Origin of the sequence: Streptomyces sp. NPDC046931 (assembly GCF_040644655.1) — a bacterium.
Lineage (GTDB): Bacteria > Actinomycetota > Actinomycetes > Streptomycetales > Streptomycetaceae > Streptomyces.
The window spans coordinates 141,115-157,187 of sequence record NZ_JBEYWX010000006.1; the positions used below are offsets into that span (position 1 = coordinate 141,115).

General features: G+C 71.9%; 17 protein-coding genes. 6 read left to right on the forward strand and 11 right to left on the reverse strand.

The window, feature by feature from the left end:
- Positions 1-50: 50 nt before the first annotated feature.
- Complete coding sequence (locus ABZ876_RS14350; protein ID WP_361779437.1) at positions 51-977, reverse strand: LysR family transcriptional regulator; 927 nt, start codon at positions 975-977, stop codon at positions 51-53.
- A 110-nt stretch (positions 978-1,087) separates the two neighbouring features.
- Between ABZ876_RS14350 and mgrA the strand changes: the two genes are divergently transcribed.
- Together mgrA and ABZ876_RS14360 are read left to right on the forward strand one after the other, a co-directional pair.
- Entirely contained in the window at positions 1,088-2,089 is a 1,002-nt protein-coding gene (mgrA, locus tag ABZ876_RS14355; RefSeq protein WP_361779440.1) for an L-glyceraldehyde 3-phosphate reductase, read from the forward strand.
- A gap of 803 nt (positions 2,090-2,892) precedes the next feature.
- Positions 2,893-5,454 carry an ATP-dependent Clp protease ATP-binding subunit gene (locus ABZ876_RS14360; RefSeq protein ID WP_361779443.1) on the forward strand — a complete coding sequence of 854 codons (2,562 nt, stop codon included), beginning with the start codon at positions 2,893-2,895 and terminating at the stop codon, positions 5,452-5,454.
- On the opposite strand, the gene ABZ876_RS14365 is transcribed toward ABZ876_RS14360, so the two are convergent.
- Entirely contained in the window at positions 5,451-5,828 is a 378-nt protein-coding gene (locus ABZ876_RS14365; RefSeq protein ID WP_361779446.1) for a nuclear transport factor 2 family protein, read from the reverse strand. The genes ABZ876_RS14360 and ABZ876_RS14365 overlap by 4 nt on opposite strands.
- Positions 5,829-6,231: 403 nt before the next feature.
- On the opposite strand from ABZ876_RS14365, the gene ABZ876_RS14370 reads away from it, so the two are divergent.
- Positions 6,232-6,642 carry a hypothetical protein gene (locus ABZ876_RS14370; protein WP_361779449.1) on the forward strand — a complete coding sequence of 137 codons (411 nt, stop codon included), beginning with the start codon at positions 6,232-6,234 and terminating at the stop codon, positions 6,640-6,642.
- 16 nt (positions 6,643-6,658) lie between these two features.
- Here ABZ876_RS14370 and ABZ876_RS14375 read toward each other — a convergent pair whose 3' ends face one another.
- From ABZ876_RS14375 to ABZ876_RS14390, 4 genes are all read right to left on the reverse strand, one after another.
- Positions 6,659-8,023 carry a streptophobe family protein gene (locus ABZ876_RS14375; protein WP_361779452.1) on the reverse strand — a complete coding sequence of 455 codons (1,365 nt, stop codon included), beginning with the start codon at positions 8,021-8,023 and terminating at the stop codon, positions 6,659-6,661.
- Between the two features lie 266 nt (positions 8,024-8,289).
- Positions 8,290-8,709: a PRC-barrel domain-containing protein gene (locus tag ABZ876_RS14380; protein ID WP_361779455.1), complete on the reverse strand. Its 420-nt coding sequence runs from the start codon at positions 8,707-8,709 to the stop codon at positions 8,290-8,292.
- Positions 8,709-9,317, reverse strand: coding sequence for a PRC-barrel domain-containing protein (locus ABZ876_RS14385; RefSeq protein ID WP_361779458.1), 609 nt, complete (start codon positions 9,315-9,317; stop codon positions 8,709-8,711). The genes ABZ876_RS14380 and ABZ876_RS14385 overlap by 1 nt, the downstream gene beginning before the upstream one ends.
- A complete protein-coding gene (locus tag ABZ876_RS14390; RefSeq protein WP_361779461.1) occupies positions 9,314-9,460 on the reverse strand; it encodes a hypothetical protein in 147 nt (48 codons plus the stop codon). Before ABZ876_RS14390 ends, ABZ876_RS14385 begins: the two co-directional genes overlap by 4 nt.
- Before the next feature lie 239 nt (positions 9,461-9,699).
- Between ABZ876_RS14390 and ABZ876_RS14395 the strand changes: the two genes are divergently transcribed.
- Positions 9,700-10,152 carry an ATP-binding protein gene (locus ABZ876_RS14395; protein WP_361779464.1) on the forward strand — a complete coding sequence of 151 codons (453 nt, stop codon included), beginning with the start codon at positions 9,700-9,702 and terminating at the stop codon, positions 10,150-10,152.
- Positions 10,153-10,265: 113 nt separating this feature from the next.
- Here ABZ876_RS14395 and ABZ876_RS14400 read toward each other — a convergent pair whose 3' ends face one another.
- Positions 10,266-11,153, reverse strand: coding sequence for an RNA polymerase sigma factor SigF (locus ABZ876_RS14400; protein WP_361779946.1), 888 nt, complete (start codon positions 11,151-11,153; stop codon positions 10,266-10,268).
- Between the two features lie 246 nt (positions 11,154-11,399).
- Here ABZ876_RS14400 and ABZ876_RS14405 point away from each other — a divergent pair, with 246 nt between their 5' ends.
- Positions 11,400-11,903, forward strand: a complete 504-nt coding sequence (locus ABZ876_RS14405) for a helix-turn-helix transcriptional regulator (RefSeq protein WP_361779467.1) — start codon at positions 11,400-11,402, stop codon at positions 11,901-11,903.
- 34 nt (positions 11,904-11,937) lie between these two features.
- Here ABZ876_RS14405 and ABZ876_RS14410 read toward each other — a convergent pair whose 3' ends face one another.
- The 3 genes from ABZ876_RS14410 to ABZ876_RS14420 all read right to left on the reverse strand — a co-directional run bounded on the left by ABZ876_RS14410 (position 11,938) and on the right by ABZ876_RS14420 (position 14,493).
- Positions 11,938-12,540 (reverse strand): ATP-dependent Clp protease proteolytic subunit, encoded by a 603-nt coding sequence (locus ABZ876_RS14410; RefSeq protein WP_361779470.1) that lies wholly within the window; start codon positions 12,538-12,540, stop codon positions 11,938-11,940.
- A 1-nt stretch (position 12,541) separates the two neighbouring features.
- The gene (locus ABZ876_RS14415) at positions 12,542-13,180 is read right to left on the reverse strand and encodes an ATP-dependent Clp protease proteolytic subunit (RefSeq protein WP_361779473.1); all 639 of its coding nucleotides are present in this window, start codon (positions 13,178-13,180) and stop codon (positions 12,542-12,544) included.
- 110 nt (positions 13,181-13,290) lie between these two features.
- On the reverse strand, positions 13,291-14,493 hold the full coding sequence (locus ABZ876_RS14420; RefSeq protein ID WP_361779476.1) for an epoxide hydrolase family protein: 1,203 nt from the start codon (positions 14,491-14,493) through the stop codon (positions 13,291-13,293).
- Positions 14,494-14,618: 125 nt separating this feature from the next.
- Here ABZ876_RS14420 and ABZ876_RS14425 point away from each other — a divergent pair, with 125 nt between their 5' ends.
- Complete coding sequence (locus tag ABZ876_RS14425) at positions 14,619-15,101, forward strand: VOC family protein (protein ID WP_361779479.1); 483 nt, start codon at positions 14,619-14,621, stop codon at positions 15,099-15,101.
- Between the two features lie 56 nt (positions 15,102-15,157).
- Here the strand turns inward: ABZ876_RS14425 and ABZ876_RS14430 are convergent, their stop codons facing one another.
- Complete coding sequence (locus ABZ876_RS14430) at positions 15,158-16,054, reverse strand: SGNH/GDSL hydrolase family protein (protein ID WP_361779482.1); 897 nt, start codon at positions 16,052-16,054, stop codon at positions 15,158-15,160.
- Between the last annotated feature and the right edge of the window lie 19 nt (positions 16,055-16,073).

Sequence of the window (16,073 nt, forward strand, 5' to 3'; positions counted from 1 at the left end):
GCGCAGGGGCCGACCCGGCCGCCGTGTGTCCCGCGTCCGTCGCGCGCCGGTCAGCGGGCTCGGGAGGCGTTCGCGGCGTCCGCCGTGTCAGCCGTGTCCTCGGGGGCCGCCGTGAGCAGGCTCATGAGCGCCCGGGCCGCCGGGCTGGTGGCCTCGTGCGGCGGCAGCATCGCCACCGTCTCGTACTCGGCGGCGTCCTTGACGGGGAGCGAGACCAGGGTGGACGCCTCGGGCTTGTGCCCGAAATGGCGCGGGACGACGGCGACGCCGAGTCCCTCGTGCACCAGCTCCAGCAGGCTGTGCACATCGTTTACCTCGAGCGTCACGGTCCGATGGACCCCCGCCTGCTCGAACGCCGCGTCGGTGGTGCGGCGCGGCCCCCAGTCGGGGTGGAAGTCGACGAACGCCTCGCCGCCCAGGTCCTCGGGTGTCAGCGGGCCGCGCCCGGCGAGCGGGTGCGAGGGATGGCACAGCACCGTCATCGGCTCGCTCGTCAGCGGTACGGACCGCAGCTGGTCGGTGTCCGCCCGGGTGCGCACCGCGAACGCCAGGTCCAGCCGCCCCGCCGTGACCTCCTCGGCCAGCGCACCCGACCCCGCCTGCCGCAGCCGGATCTCCACATCGGGGTGGCGCCGCCGGAAACCGGCGAGCAGCCGGGCGACGTGCACCCCGGCGATGCACTGCTCGGTGCCCAGGGCCAGCGTGCCGCGCAGCACGCCCTGCACGGCCGCCACCGCCTCGCGGGCCGCCCGCACCTGGGCCAGGATCCGCTCCGCCTCCACCAGCAGGGCGCGGCCCGCCTCCGTGAGGGTGACGCTGCGGGTGGTGCGCACGAACAGCGGGGCCCGCAACTCACGCTCCAGCGCCCGGACCGAGGCCGACAGACCCGACTGGGACACCATCAGCCGCTCGGCTGCCCGGGTGAAGTGCCGGTCCTCGGCGACCGCGACGAAGTGCTGGAGATGGCGCAATTCCATGATTGAGAAGCGTAGACGCTCAATCCCATCCGATTCCTCTGTTGGACCGCTGTACGACGGCCGGGCGAGAGTGGAGGGCGTCGTCAGTAAACGCCCCTCTGGAGTGCACGTTGTACACGGCAGATCCCTCCCGCTACGAGGCCATGCCCTATCGCCGTACCGGACGCAGCGGCCTGAAGCTGCCCGCGCTGTCGCTCGGCCTGTGGCACAACTTCGGGCCGGACCGCCCGGTGGAGACCCAACGGGGGATCCTGCGCCGGGCCTTCGACCTCGGCGTCACGCACTTCGACCTGGCGAACAACTACGGGCCCCCGCCCGGAGCCGCCGAGTCCGCCCTTGGCGACGCCCTGCGGGCGGACTTCGGCCCCTACCGCGACGAGCTGGTCATCTCCACGAAGGCCGGCTATCTGATGTGGCCGGGGCCGTACGGTGAATGGGGCTCGCGAAAGTATCTGCTGTCTTCGCTCGACCAGAGCCTGAAGCGGTTGGGCCTGGACCACGTCGACATCTTCTACTCGCACCGCTTCGACCCGAAGACCCCGCTCGAGGAGACGATGGGCGCCCTGCACTCGGCGGTCCGGCAGGGCAAGGCGCTCTACGTCGGCGTCTCCAACTACTCGCCGGAGCAGACCCGGGAAGCCGCCCGCATCCTGCGCGAACTGGGCACGCCGCTGCTGATCCACCAGCCGCGCTACTCGATGCTCGACCGCCGTCCCGAGGACGGGCTCCTGGACACGCTCGACGAGCTGCGCATCGGCTCCATCGCGTACTCGCCGCTGGAGCAGGGCCTGCTGACCGCCCGCTATCTCGACAGCATCCCGGAGGGCTCCCGGGCCGCGAGCGACAGCCCGTTCCTCAGCACCGACGCGATCACCGAGGACCGGGTGGAGCAGCTCCGCGCGCTCGACGACATCGCCGGGTCCCGCGGCCAGTCGCTGGCCCAGATGGCGCTGGCCTGGGTGCTGCGCGGCGGCCGGGTGACCTCGGCCCTGGTCGGGGCCAGCAGCCCGCGGCAGCTGGAGGACAGCGTCGCGGCGATCCGCAACCTGGACTTCGACACCGACGAGCTGGCGCGGATCGACGCGGTGATCGGGCGAGGAGACGCTCGCTGACCTCCCTGAGGCGGGCGGCCGCCTCAGGGCCGACCGCGTAGGAGAGCACCCGACGGTCGCCGCCCCGGCACGCCGGGCGGCCTCGTCCTCCCCGGCCACCAGCGGGCTGATGTCGCAGTTCTCGCAGTAGACCCCGCCCAGGCCGTCGAGCCGGGGGCTGGTCGCGCACCGGAGGCTGGTGGCCGCCCCCCCCGCGCGACGGTCTTCAGCTGCCGGGCGGGGTGCACTACCGCGCGGCCCTCGTCGTCCAGGGCTCCGGCCGCCCGCAGAGCGTCGTCGCCAGACATGCTTGGCGAGCCCCGTGTCGACGATCGTGCCCGGATGTACGGCGAAGGCCCGCACACCCTCCGCGCGGCCGCGCCGGTCCCGGTCCACCGCGAACAGGGCGTTCGCGGTCTTCGACTGGCCGTAGGCGGCGAAGGGGTCGTAGGGCCGGTGGTCGAAGTAGAGGTCCTCGAAGACGACGGGGGAGAAGCGGAAGCCCCGGGGGGACACCGGGACCACCCGCGCCCCGGGCCGGCGGGGGCGCCATGTTGCCGGCGCTGTTCACCAGGATGTCCAGCGGACGGCCGGAGGCCAGGAACCTTCCGGCGAAGACGTCGATCGGGGCGGGCGCGAGGCGAGGTGCGGAAAGCGATCCGAGTACCCGAGGCTATTCTCCTCAAGCGTCCCTGAACCACCCGGTTTTCCAGGAAATGCCTGGGTTGTCGTGCGACGTGACGTGGCGAAGACTGGGGCGAGTACGGGCAAATCGACTCGGCGTGCGACGCGGTCGTGTGTCGCCGCCGGACGGGTGGTCAATCGTGAGCATCTCGCCCTTCGGGTCCGGTGACCCCTTCTCCGATCTGTTCGACCGCTTCTTCGGCATGAGCCCGGCGACCTCCCCGCCCGCCGTGCAGCGCGTCCCCATCGGACGTCTACTCAGCGACTCCGCGCACGAACTGCTGTCCGCCGCCGGCGAGCGGGCGGCGCAGGACGGCGCCGACCTCGACGCCGTCCATCTTCTGTGGGCCGCCACTCAGGTCCCGGCCGCACGGCAGATCCTGGAGCAGGCCGGCGCCGACCCGGACCGGATCGCCGCCGATCTCCAGCCGTCGATGCCCTCCGGGACCGGCGAGGGGGAGCCCGCCCTCACTCCGGCGGCCAAGCGCGCCCTGCTCACGGCCCATGCCCGGTCCCAGGCGGCCGGCGCCTCGTACATCGGCTCGGAGCACATCCTCACCGCGCTCCTCGACGATCCGCGCTCCCCGCTGCCCCGGACCCTCAGGACCGAGGGCGCCTCGCCCACTGTGCTGAGCGGCGCCGCCAAGGAGGGGCGCGCCGCGAGCGCACACACGGACACGCCGACGCTCGACGAGTACGGGCGCGACCTCACCGACGAGGCGCGCGGCGGCCGCCTCGACCCGGTGGTCGGCCGGGCCGTCGAGATCGAGCAGGTCGTCGAGGTCCTCGCCCGCCGTACCAAGAACAACCCCGTGCTCATCGGTGATCCGGGCGTCGGCAAGACCGCGATCGTCGAGGGACTTGCGCAGCGCATCGTCGCCGGAGAGGTGCCCAGGGTGCTGAAGGACCGCCGCGTGGTGGCCCTCGACATGGCCGGGCTCGTCGCCGGGTCCCAGTACCGGGGTCAGTTCGAGGAACGGCTGAAGAAGGTCATCGACGAGGTCACCGGTGCCAAGAAGGGGATCATTCTCTTCATCGACGAACTGCACCAGGTCGTCGGCGCGGGCGCGACCGGCGAGGGCTCCATGGACGCCGGCAACATCCTCAAGCCCGCGCTCGCGCGAGGCGACCTCAGCGTCGTCGGCGCGACCACCCTCGACGAGTACCGCAAGCACATCGAGAAGGACGCGGCGCTCGAACGCCGCTTCCAGCCGGTCATGGTGCCCGAGCCCACCGTCGAGGACACCATCGAGATCCTGCGTGGGCTGCGCGACTCGTACGAGGCCCACCACCAGGTCCGCTACATGGACGAGGCGCTGGACGCCGCCGCCTCCCTCTCCGACCGCTACATCAGTGACCGCTTCCTGCCCGACAAGGCCATCGACCTCATGGACCAGGCCGGGGCCCGGGTCGCACTGCGGATCACGGGCGGACCCACCGAGGTCTCCGCGATGGAGGAGCGTCTGGACCGGCTGCGCCGGGAGAAGGACGAGGCGGTCAATGCCGAGGACTTCGAGCGTGCGGGTGAGGCAAAGCGGCAGATGACCGAGTTGGAGCGGCAGCTCTCCCAGATCGGCGAGGGCGGGGTACCGGCGACCCCTGCCGTCACCGTCGACGACATCGCCGAGGTGCTCTCCGCGCGCACCGGTGTCCCGGTCTCCCAGCTGACCGAGACCGAGCGTGAGCGGCTCATGAAGCTCGAGGAGCTGCTGCACCAGCGCGTCATCGGCCAGGACCAGGCGGTCACCGCCGTGGCCCAGGCCGTGCGGCGCGGCCGGGCCGGCATGGGCGACCCCGACCGGCCCACGGGCAGCTTCCTCTTCCTCGGTCCCACCGGCGTCGGCAAGACGGAACTCGCCAAGGCGCTCGCGGAACTGCTCTTCGGCGACCCCGACCGCATGGTCCGCTTCGACATGAGCGAGTTCCAGGAGAAGCACACCGTCTCCCGCCTCGTCGGATCCCCGCCCGGCTACGTCGGGTACGAGGAGGCCGGTCAGCTCACCGAGGCGGTGCGCCGCAAGCCCTACAGCGTCGTGCTGTTCGACGAGGTGGAGAAGGCCCACCCGGACATCTTCAACCTGCTGCTCCAGGTCCTGGACGACGGACGGCTGACCGACGCCCAAGGGCGCACGGTCGACTTCCGCAACACCGTCTTCATCATGACCAGCAACATCGCCTCCAAGCACATCCTCGACCACACGGGAGACGTCGAGGAGATCAGAGACGATCTGATGGCGGAGCTGCACGCCCACTTCCGCCCCGAGTTCCTCAACCGGATCGACGATGTGATCATTTTCCACTCGCTGGGCCGCCAGGACCTGGTGCGGATCGTCGACCTGCTCCTAGAGGGCACCCGGCGTCGACTGCACGCACAGGGAGTCCGGCTGGAGGTCACCGACGCGGCCAAGGAGTGGCTCGCCGACCGCGGCTATCAGCCGGAGTTCGGGGCCCGGCCGCTGCGCCGCACCATCCAGTCGGAACTCGACAACCGGCTGTCGAACATGCTGCTCGACGGCACGCTCGACCCGGGCGACACGGTCCTCGTCGACGTCGTCGAGGACGGGCTGGCCCTGAGTCCCAAGACGCCGGCCGAAAAGAGGAAGCACGCCGCGTCGGCGCCCGGCGAGTCCGGCGGCGCGTCGCCGGGCGGCCCGGGGGACGACGAGGAGCAGCCCCCGAGCTGGCCCGGCCCCATCTCCTAGGCCGGGACGCGGTCCAGGAACCCGTGGACGCTGCGGATGCGTCCGTCGTCGGTCAGGACGATCACGTCGAAGCCGGCCACGGGCGCCGAGCCGTCCGTGTCGCCGACCAGTTCCCAGCCGAAGCGTGCGATGTCGTGGTGCCCGTCGACCGTGCCCGAGAGCCGGAAGGAGAACCCCGGGAACTGGGCGTGCGCTGCCGCGATCACGGCCGCGATCTGCTCGTGCCCGCTGACGTCGGCCAGCGGATCGGTGTAGCTGCCGTCCGGGGTCCAGGCGGCGGCGACCGCCTTGGTCAGCGCCTGGGGGTCACGGGAGTTCCACGCCTCGAGGTAACGGGCGACGGCGGACTCGTGGCGGTGGGTGTCTGCGGACATGGCGGTTCAGCCTCCATCGAGGTCGTCTGCGCTGGCAGGACGTCGGCCCCGGGGCGCCGTGCCCCGTCGGGAAGCCGACACCGCAACCATGCCCGGATGCCCGGCGGGCGTCGATTACCTCTCGGGTAAGGGAGCCGTGGGCGCGGTACGGCGACGAGGCCGCCGACACGCGGCAAGCCGAGGCGCTGCGTTTCGGTCAACGGCGGCCGCGCATATGCCAGGACACTGGCCGAAATAGCATGGTGACAGAGCGTCAGGAGTGGCGATACTCGAGTGACAGGGTGGTTCGGACCACATCCCCGTGCGCACGCTGCGCCGCGTCCGGGTCGCCCACGTGCACAGTGGAGCGCATGCAAGGCACCACGGGCCGGCCCGGCACCGAGTACCGCACTGGGGGACGATCGTGCACGACGAATTCCTGTGCCATGTCACGGCATACGGCATCTGCGGCGGTCAGCGTGTCGGCGTGCCCTTAGGCACCTACCGCGCGCCCACGCTCGCCCTCGCGCTGTGGTGGATGCGGGATCGCGCCTCCTGGATCGCCGAACGGCTCGACCCGCATCCGGACAACCCGCTCTTCCCGCCGAACTCCGTCGCCCCCGTCGCCGACACGGTCCCCGACGTGCCGAGCGTCCTGCGTGCCTGGTGCGGTGACACCCGTAGGCAGGAGCGGGTCGCCGACGAGTTGGCCGCAGGACGGCTGGTTCGCGTCGCCGTCAGCGACGACACCACCGAGTACGAACTGCTCGCCGAATCCGTCGACGCCCTGCGGATGCAGCGCTTCGTCCCCGCGCTCTCCACCCCGGCGGCCTGACCGCCGCTTCCCGGCCTCAGCGGTCCTCGGCACCGCCGGAACCGGCGGAAGCGGTGTCCGCCGACGGACCGGCCATCCGGCCCGGTACCGGCCCGGAGACCTCACCCCGCCAGGGCACCCTCCCGGCCGCCCAGCCGCCGGCAAGACCGGCCGCAAGACCGCACAGGGCGGCCAGGCCCAGCGCCGTCCACCACTGCGGCGTCAGAAACAGCACACCGGACAGCCCACCGTCCAGGTCGCCGACACCGAGGAGCGACAGCCCGTAGTGCGCCTGGATCCGGCACACCAGGCAGATCATCAGCATCGCCGACACCAGCGCGACGGCCAGGTGCGACGCATGCCGCCACAGCGGTGTCCGCGGCGGTGAGCGCCTCGCCATCACGAACGCGGCGGCGAGGAGCAGCAGGGCGTCCACGACCACGAGCCACCACACCCGGCCGTCGTGCTCGGTGAGCGTGCCGAGATCGAGCGTCGAGACGTCCGGCGTACGCAGCACCTCGTCGAGCACGTGCGGCATGGGCAGCGCGAACGGCCCGTCCACCCGCCCGTGCCAGGTGGCGCCCAGACCGATGGTGAGCAGCGGCCACACCAGGTTGGGCATCCCCAGCAGGATCACCGCGATCGTCTCCGCGGGGTGCCCGCGCGTCGCCGCCACCACCAGAGCGATGAGGGCGCCCAGGGCGACGTACGCCAGGAGCAGAGCCAGCACGGCGTACGCGGCGGGACGCACGGACTCCTGACAGCGCAGTATCCGGGGCGGGAGCGGAGCCCCGCGTGAGACCAGCAGGGCGAGGAACAACACGCCCGCAAGCCACAGGAGTCCGAAGAGCACGGTCTGCGGCACGTCCGTCGTGTAGCCGATCCTGGGGGAGATACCGAACAGCTGCCCGATGTCGCCGATCGTTCCGCCGCCGAGCGGAACCGTGAAGGTCTGGCGGGCCGCCAGCGCCAGACCGACCAGTGCCCCCAGCCAGAGCAAGGCGATCCGGCCCGCCCAGCCCGCCAGTTGGGGCGTCCCGGTGACGGCCCGCTGCCGCAGCGGGCGCAGGAAGCCCGCGGCGATCACCAGCGCCCCCGCGAGGGTCACCGACAGCGGCATCACCGTGAGCCCTCCGCGGGTACCGGCGAGCGGGCCCGCATCCCCCGCCAGCCTCACGCTGCCGCCGATCGCGACGACGACCACGGCCACGACCACCCGGGGGAAGCCGTTGTCGGGGATGCCGGTACCGCCGGCCGCCCAGAGCCCGAGGGCGGAGAGCACGCTCATGACGACGAGCCCGGCCAGCACGGTCAAGGCGGCCTGGAACCAGCCGTGCGGGGTGACCGGGGCGCCGCCGGGGGTGCGGGCGGTGGCCGGGTGGGTCGAGGGCGGAGCGTTCACGCTGCCACGGTAAGCAGCCCGTCCGCGCCCCGCCCGCCGACCGGGTCCGACCGCGTCCGCTCACGGCCTGTGACCCGCCGCGCGCCGGTAGGCCGTCGGACTGAGGCGCGCGCTGTGACCGGATCACGAGGGAGGCGCGGCAGGTGTCGCAGAAGGGTGCTTCCCGCCCCCGGCATGTCCGGGCCGTCGCGCGCCGTCGGGCGCGGACCCGCAGTACACCCGCCCGCCGGGCCGTCGGGCGCCGGCCGGTCCTTCCGTGGCCGGGTTCAGTCGGCCCGTACCACGAGCGCGTGGTCCCCGAGCCCGAGCAGGCGGTCGCCCGCGACCTCACCCAGAGTGGTGACCACTGTCTCGATCCGGCCGGTGGACGGGTCGAAGACGAGGTCCTGGACCGTTCCGCGCTCGTCGCCCTCCTCGGAAAGCACCCGGCGGCCCAGGACCTGGTGACGGGGACCGGACGGGCCGGGGTCCGGTGGGACGTCCGACTCCACGAGAACGGCGTCGGGACCGACCGCGTGCAGGGCCTTCCAGGCGACGGCCGTCTCCTTGCGGCCGCGCGGTCCCGCCACCCGCAGATGGGTGATCCGGCCGGCCGCGGCGTCCAGTGCGAGCGAGGTCAGCGCACCGATCTCCCGCGCCTCGCCCAGGGTCACCACCGGCAGTCCCCGCGCCTCGGAGAACGTCATCACGGCAGAGGCCCCCTCTCGACGCCGTCCGGGGTGGCGCCGCCCCGCGCCCGGTACGCCTCCACCCGGGCCGCGAAGCCGGCGAGGTCGTCGGCGACGAACCGGACCGCGTCCGCCGGGACGACCAGCGCCCGCCCGGACACGGCCAGCGTCTCGCCGCGCGGCACGAACACCTTCCGCCGACGCCTGCGCGACCCCGCGACCAGCGACGCCCGCGCGTCGATCCGGAAGCCGGCCACCCGTCCGCTGGTGCCGCCCTCGACCACCACGTCCAGCACCACACCGATCTCCGTGCCCGCGTCCGTCAGCACCCTGGCGCCGAGCACCTGCCCGTGCGCCGCCTCCTTGCGCGCCACCACCGCGGACGGCTCGGCGAGCACGTCCCGACCCCGGATCATCACCGCATGCCGGCCCAGCGCGTGAACCGCGCTCCACGGCAGGCTCTTGCGCAGCGGGCCCGCGAGCAGACCGCGGCCGCTGAGCGTGAAGCCCGTGATCCGGCCGGCCGGGCCGTCGAAGACCGTGTCCCGCACCTGGGCGATCGCGTCGCCACCCAGCGTCACCACCGGGCGCCCGGACAGGTCGCGCGCCCCCGTCAGTTCGTTCATCGCCCACCCCGCCTTCCGGGCCGGTCACCCCGCTGGACCGCGATCACCGTGCCCGCCCGCCGGTGCGCCTGCACCCACAGGAACAGTCCGGACAGCAGCGCCACCGCCACCACCACGAGGACCGGCCACACCCACCAGCTCACGGTCCACCTCCGGTACCCCGGCCCCGGCCGCCGTCGACCGGGCGCCGTACCATGCGGATGCCCCGGACCCACCCGAAGATGCCGCTGCTGTGACGGCCTCCCCGCATTCCGTCACCGTGCCCGGTGAACCGGTCGCGGGGGTGACTGGAGACCGAATCGCTGGGTACGAGCACTGGTGCGGTGCCCCTTCGACGGGAGCGCCGCGCCGTACGAATCCGGGCATTCCGAGAGAGAACCGCATGATGGAGCACATGGACGGAGTAGTAATACCTACTCACTTCGACATGCCCGTTGAGCCGCTGCGGCGGGCGGCTCACTACACCGGGGAGCCGGGGTCCATCGCCGAGGCCAGGGCCTTCGGGGAGCTGTTCGTCGAGCAGCTCAGGTCCGAGTGGTGTGCCTCGGTCGACCAGCGCGCCGCCGGGGATGTGCTCCTGGTGGTGAGCGAACTGGTCACCAACGCGCAGCGGCACAGCCACGGCCCGTACATCCTGGAGCTGGAGGGCACCGACACCGCCGTGACGGTCGCCGTCTACGACAGCAGTGCGGCGCTGCCCCGGCGTTATCCGAAGGACCCGGGCCGTGTCGGACAGCACGGCCTGGAGATCGTCCATGCGCTCTCGACCCAGGTCACGGCCGAACTGGTGCCGGTCGGCAAGTGCGTGCGGGCCGTCGTGCAACTGGCGGGCTGAGGCTCCGCGTCAGTCAGGCCCGCCGCTCCGAGCTCTAAAAGATCTCCGAGTTCACAGGTCTCCGAGCTCACAGGCCTCCGAGTTCACAGGTCTGGGCGCCGAACTCTTGGCTCTCAGGTGGCGTCGACCCGGTCGACATCGTCCAGCATGCCGCTGCGCAACCGTCCGATGAGGCGCTTGATGAGGCGTGAGACATGCATCTGTGAGCAGCCCAGACGCTCACCGATGTCGGCCTGGGTGGCCTCCTCGACGAAGCGCAGATGAAGGAGCGTACGGTCGCGTTCGCTGAGCCCCGCCACGAGGGGAGCGAGGGTGTGGAAGTCCTCGACGAGGCGCATGCCCTCGTCCTCCTCGCCGATGAAGTCGGCGAGCGCCGCCTCCCCGTCCTGGTCGTCTCCGGTCAGCGTGGCGTCGAGGGACGACGAGTTGTAGCCGTTGGCCGCGATCTGCGCCTCCCTCACCTCGTCCTCGGAAAGGTTCATCAGCGCGGCCAGCTCGGCGACCGTCGGCTCCCGGTCCAGGCGGGTGGAGAGCTCCTCGCGTGCCTTCGCCAGCTCCACACGCAACTCCTGGAGGCGGCGCGGCACATGGACGGCCCATGTGGTGTCGCGGAAGAACCGCTTGATCTCACCGACGATGTAGGGCACCGCGAAGGAGGTGAACTCGACCTCCCGCGAGATCTCGAACCGGTCGATGGCCTTGATGAGGCCGATCATGCCGACCTGGACGACGTCCTCCATGTCGTCGCCGCGGCCCCGGAACCGTCCGGCCGCGAACCGCACCAGCGACATGTTCATCTCGATGAGGGTGTTGCGCGCGTACTGGTACGCGTGCGTGCCCTCTTCCAGCGTGCTCAGCCGCCGGAAGAACTGCCGGGACAGTTCCCGCGCGTCACGAGGAGCCACCGTCTGCGGATCCGTGACGGTCGGCAGGGGGCCCTCACCAGTCCTGGTACGGACACTTTCGTCGGTGACCGTCGACCAGCTCATGGCGGTGTCCATGACCTCTACCTCTTCCACGAAACTCACTCTTCGGTCTCTCGGGCGTCGTCCATACGTCGTGTGACCGCGTATACCCCGGTGTTGGCATGTCATGTAAGTGTTTTCACCCATACGGCGTGGCGTCGGTCACGCGGCGGCCACCCGGGGGAGGCAGCGGAGGCCCTGCGCCGTACCCGACGGCAGGGGTTCACCGAGGGCGGAATGCCGCCCCCTTCCCGCGTCGCCTCGTGTCCCTAGGCTGAGGGGGTGAGCCCTCATGCGCCGAACGACGCCCGCATCATCCCCCTCCCCCCGCGCGGCGCGCCGCCCCGCATCGACGGAGCGCCCGGCATCGACGGAGCGCCCGGCATCGGCGGACCGTCCGGCACCGGCGGAGTGCCCGGCACCGGCGGAGTGCCCCGTACTCCGCAGCAGCCGGGACCCAGGCCGCGGACGGCCCTTCCGAAGGAGCCTCTGTGGCGCGACCTCGTCGGGGACATACTGCGGCGCGAGCGGCTCGCCCAGGAGCGCACGCTCAAGGACGTCGCGGAGGCGGCCCGCATCTCGATGCCGTACCTGTCGGAGGTGGAGCGCGGCCGGAAGGAGGCGTCCTCCGAGGTCCTCGCGGCCGCGGCCCGGGCCCTCGGGCTCGGCCTCACCGACCTGCTCTCCCTTGCCCGGGACGAGCTGGCACGGCAGGCCCGAAGCCGGTCCGGCCGGGGCCGTACGTCGCCGACGGCGCGGCACGACGGTCTGTGCCTCGTCGCCTGACCGCCTCGCCGACGTCCGGCTCCCGGCCCACCCGTCACCCGAACGGGACCCGTCGGCTGAGCACTTCGTCGGCGAGTCCGTACGCGACGGCCTCCTGCGCCGTGAACACCCTGTCCCGGTCCATGTCGGCCCGCAGGGTCGCCACATCGTGGTGCGTGTGCCGGGAGAGCACCTCCTCCACCTGGGAGCGGATGCGGACCATCTCCTTGGCCTTGAGGCTCAGATCCGAGACCGTTCCCTGCTGCCCGCCGGCCGCCGGCTGGCCGAGCAGCACCCGGGAGTGCTCGAGCACGAACCGCCGGCCGGGGTCGCCGCCGGCCAGCAGCACCGCCGCCGTCGAGGCGGCCTGCCCGACACAGAAGGTGGAGATGGGGGAGCGCACGAACGTCATCGTGTCGTAGATCGCCATCAGCGAGGTGAACGAACCGCCCGGCGAGTTGAGGTAGACGGCGATCTCCTGCTCCGGGTGCGCGGACTCCAGGTGGAGGAGCTGCGCGATGACGACGTTGGCGACGCCGTCATCGATCTCGGTGCCCAGGAAGACGATCCGCTCGGAGAGCAGCCGGCTGAAGACGTCGTACGACCGCTCGCCCTGCGCGGTCCGCTCCACGACGTAAGGAACCGTGTACGACCCCATGTCACAACCCCATCCGTCGGCGCGAGGCGGCCGGGCGGACGTCGGCGAGCGACTCCACGACCCGGTCCACCATTCCGTACTCGCGAGCCTGCTCGGCCGTGAACCAGCGGTCGCGGTCGCCGTCCCGTGCGATGGTCTCCTCGCTCTGCCCGGTGTGCTCGGCGGTGATCCGCTCGATGGCCTGCTTGGTGTACTCCAGGTTCTCCGCCTGGATCTCGATGTCCGCCGTCGTGCCGCCGATGCCCGCCGACGGCTGGTGCATCATGATCCGCGCGTTCGGCAGGGCGAACCGCTTGCCCGGTGTTCCCACGGTGAGCAGGAACTGGCCCATGCTGGCGGCGAAGCCCATCGCCAGGGTCGACACGTCGTTGGGGACGAGCCGCATGGTGTCGTAGATGGCGAGCCCGGCGGTGACCGACCCGCCGGGGCTGTTGATGTACAGGCTGATGTCGGTGCGCGGATCCTCAGCCGACAGCAGGAGCAGCTGGGCGCACACCCGGTTGGCCGACACCTCGTCGACCTGCGTGCCCAGGAAGACGATGCGCTGGGCGAGCAGTTGTGCGGCGAGGTGGTCGTCGAACCGGCTGGGCGGGGTGTCGCCCTCCTGCGCCCGTGGCGAGAGCGTGGTCAGTGGAGTCATCTCGTCTCCTTGTCGTGGCATGGACGCCGTCGACTCCACTGTCGGCCCCGGGCGACGGGGGGAGGCCGTTTCTCTGCCCGTGGCAGATTCGCCGAAGGCGGAGTCCGGGCTCAGCCCTTCTCGCGCAGCTGCCGGAAGAAGGCCCGGACGTCGTCCACCAGCAGGTCCGGCTCCTCCATCGCCGCGAAGTGCCCGCCCCGGCCGAACTCCGTCCAGCGCACGATGTTCTCGGTGCGCTCCGCCCTGTGCCGCAGCGGGACCTGGATCTCGGCCGGGAACACGGCGAGCGCGGTGGGCACCGTCGACGGCTCCGAGGGGGCGGCCGCCCGGCCCGAGGGGTGGGCCCGCTCGTAGTAGATCCGGGCGGACGAACCGGCGGTCCCGGTGAGCCAGTACAGCATCACGTCGGTGAGCAGCCGGTCGCGGTCCACGGCTTCCTCCGGCAGTTCCTCGGAGTCCGTCCACTCGCGGAACTTCTCGACGATCCAGGCCAGTTGGCCGACGGGCGAGTCCGTGAGCGCGTAGGCGAGGGTCCCCGGGCGGGTCGAGTGCAGGATCGCGTACCCCGCGCCCTCGCGCTGCCACGCCTCCCAGCGGCGCCAGGAGGTGAGGGTACGCTCCCGCTCCTCGGGGCCGAGTGCGGCGAGTTCTTCGTCGGTCGGCTCGGTGAGCTGCTGCGCTCCCGGCAGCAGATTGAGGTGTACGCCGATCACCCGGTCGGGGTGGGCGCGGCCCAGCTCGCGGGAGATCGCCGCGCCCCAGTCGCCGCCCTGTGCTCCGAACCGCTCGTATCCGAGCCGCCGCATCAGCTCGGCCCAGGCGTCGGCGACCCGCCCCGCCTCCCAGCCCCGGTCCCGGGTGGGCCCGGACAGTCCGAATCCGGGGACGCTCGGCACCACGACGTGGAACGCGTCGGCCGGGTCGCCGCCGTGCGCGGCCGGGTCGGTCAGCGGCCCCACCACGTCGAGGAACTCGACCACGGACCCCGGCCACCCATGGGTGATGACCAGCGGGGTGGCACCGGGTTCGGGGGAGCGGACATGGGCGAAGTGGACGTTCGCCCCGTCGATCGTGGTGGTGAACTGCGGCCACTCGTTCAGCCGCGCCTCGGCGGCGCGCCAGTCGTAGTCGTGTCGCCAGTACCGTACGAGCTCGCGAAGATAGTCGAGGGGAACCCCGTACGCCCAGCCCACGTCCGGCAGCGCGTCGGGCCAGCGGGTCCGGTCGAGGCGCTCGTACAGGTCGTCGAGATCGCTCTGCGCGATGTCGAGGCGGAACGGCTGGAGGGACGCTGCATCCGGAAAGGCGCTCATGAGCGCGGATCGTAGGACCCGGCCGCGACGGCTGCCACCCTGTAAATCGGTTCCGCGCCACCGATGAGTTCGGCGCCGAGGGCCGGTCTACAGGGTGACGACGTTCCCGCCCGAGGAGGTAGCCCATGCCCACCGACGGATTCACCACATGTCTGTGGTTCGACGGCCAGGCCGAGGAGGCGGCCGATTTCTACGTGTCCGTCTTCAAGAACTCGCGGCTCGGCCGTGTGGGCCGCTACACCGACGCCGGCCCCGGACCGGCCGGTTCCGTCATGGCCGTCGAGTTCGTGGCCAACGGCCAGAAGTTCGTCGCCCTGAACGGCGGCCCCCAGTTCACGTTCAGCGAGGCCATCTCCTTCCAGATCTTCTGCGACGACCAGGACGAGGTGGACCACTACTGGAACCGGCTCACCGAGGGCGGCGGCGAACCCGGCCCGTGCGGCTGGCTCAAGGACCGGTACGGCCTGTCCTGGCAGGTCGTACCGGCCCGGCTGATCGAGCTGATCAGCGACCCGGATCCGGAGAAGGCGGCGCGCACCACCCAGGTGATGATGACGATGTCCAAGCTGGACATCGCGGCCCTGGAGAAGGCGTACGCGGGCGGGTAGCCGCCACGGGCGGCGGGGCTGCTCCACGACGGAGCGGCCCCGTGGGCCCGGAGCCGTCAGATGCGGTGCGCGGCGATGGTCCGCGCAATCTCGCGTGTGATCCGCAGTACGCCCGGCGAGCGGACGGGGCATGGCCTCGGTGCCGAGGTCGTCGGGGCCAGACAGAAGTGCAGCGCGTCGTCGCCGCGATGCAGGGCCGTGCGGCCGCGGGCCGGCTCGGTGCAGTACACCGGGTGCTCGTGCTCGTAGGCGGTGCACGGAAGGTAGCGCGTCCAGGTGTAGCGGCCCGAGGACGGACTGACCCTCCCGCCGGCGTCGGAGACGAGGTCGCCCGAGGCGCGTGCCTGCCTGAGGTACGTCTCGTTGACGCGCCGGACCCGGTCGGGCGTGACCGGATCGGGTCCTTGCAGCACCCAGACGATCCTGGGCCGCCGGGTGCCGCCCGCCGCGGCGATCTGCTCCGTAAGCCTGGCCGCGTCCGCGGCGTAGCGCGCGAAGTACCCGGAGCGCGCCGAGTCGTAGGTGATCCCGTCCATACAGGGTGTGTAGCCCCAGGAGTTGCCCCAGAACTGGAGCACCACGAAATCCGGATGGACGGCGCGTACCAGCGCGGCCGCCTTGTCCGCGGGCGGCACCAGCGACCGCTCCCGGCCGCCCTCCAGGTAGTCGCACAGGGTGGTTCCCGAGTACGGCGCGCTCGTGTACGTCGCGTGCACCGTGCTCCTGAGCTGCTGCCCCAGGACCTTCTGGTTCTCCATGGCGATCGAGTCCCCGAGATAGAGCACCGAGGGGGTCCGCGTGGGGGCGGGGTCCGGGGTGGCCGCCGCCCGCTGGTGAGCCGTCGCGGGGGCCGCGGGGGCGGGCGGTGCCGGCTGGGGCCCGGACGACGGATCTCCGCACCCGCCGAGCAGCAGAGCGGCCACCAGCGTTCCCACGATCCACGGCTTCCGCATGCCGCAACTCCCGCCCCGA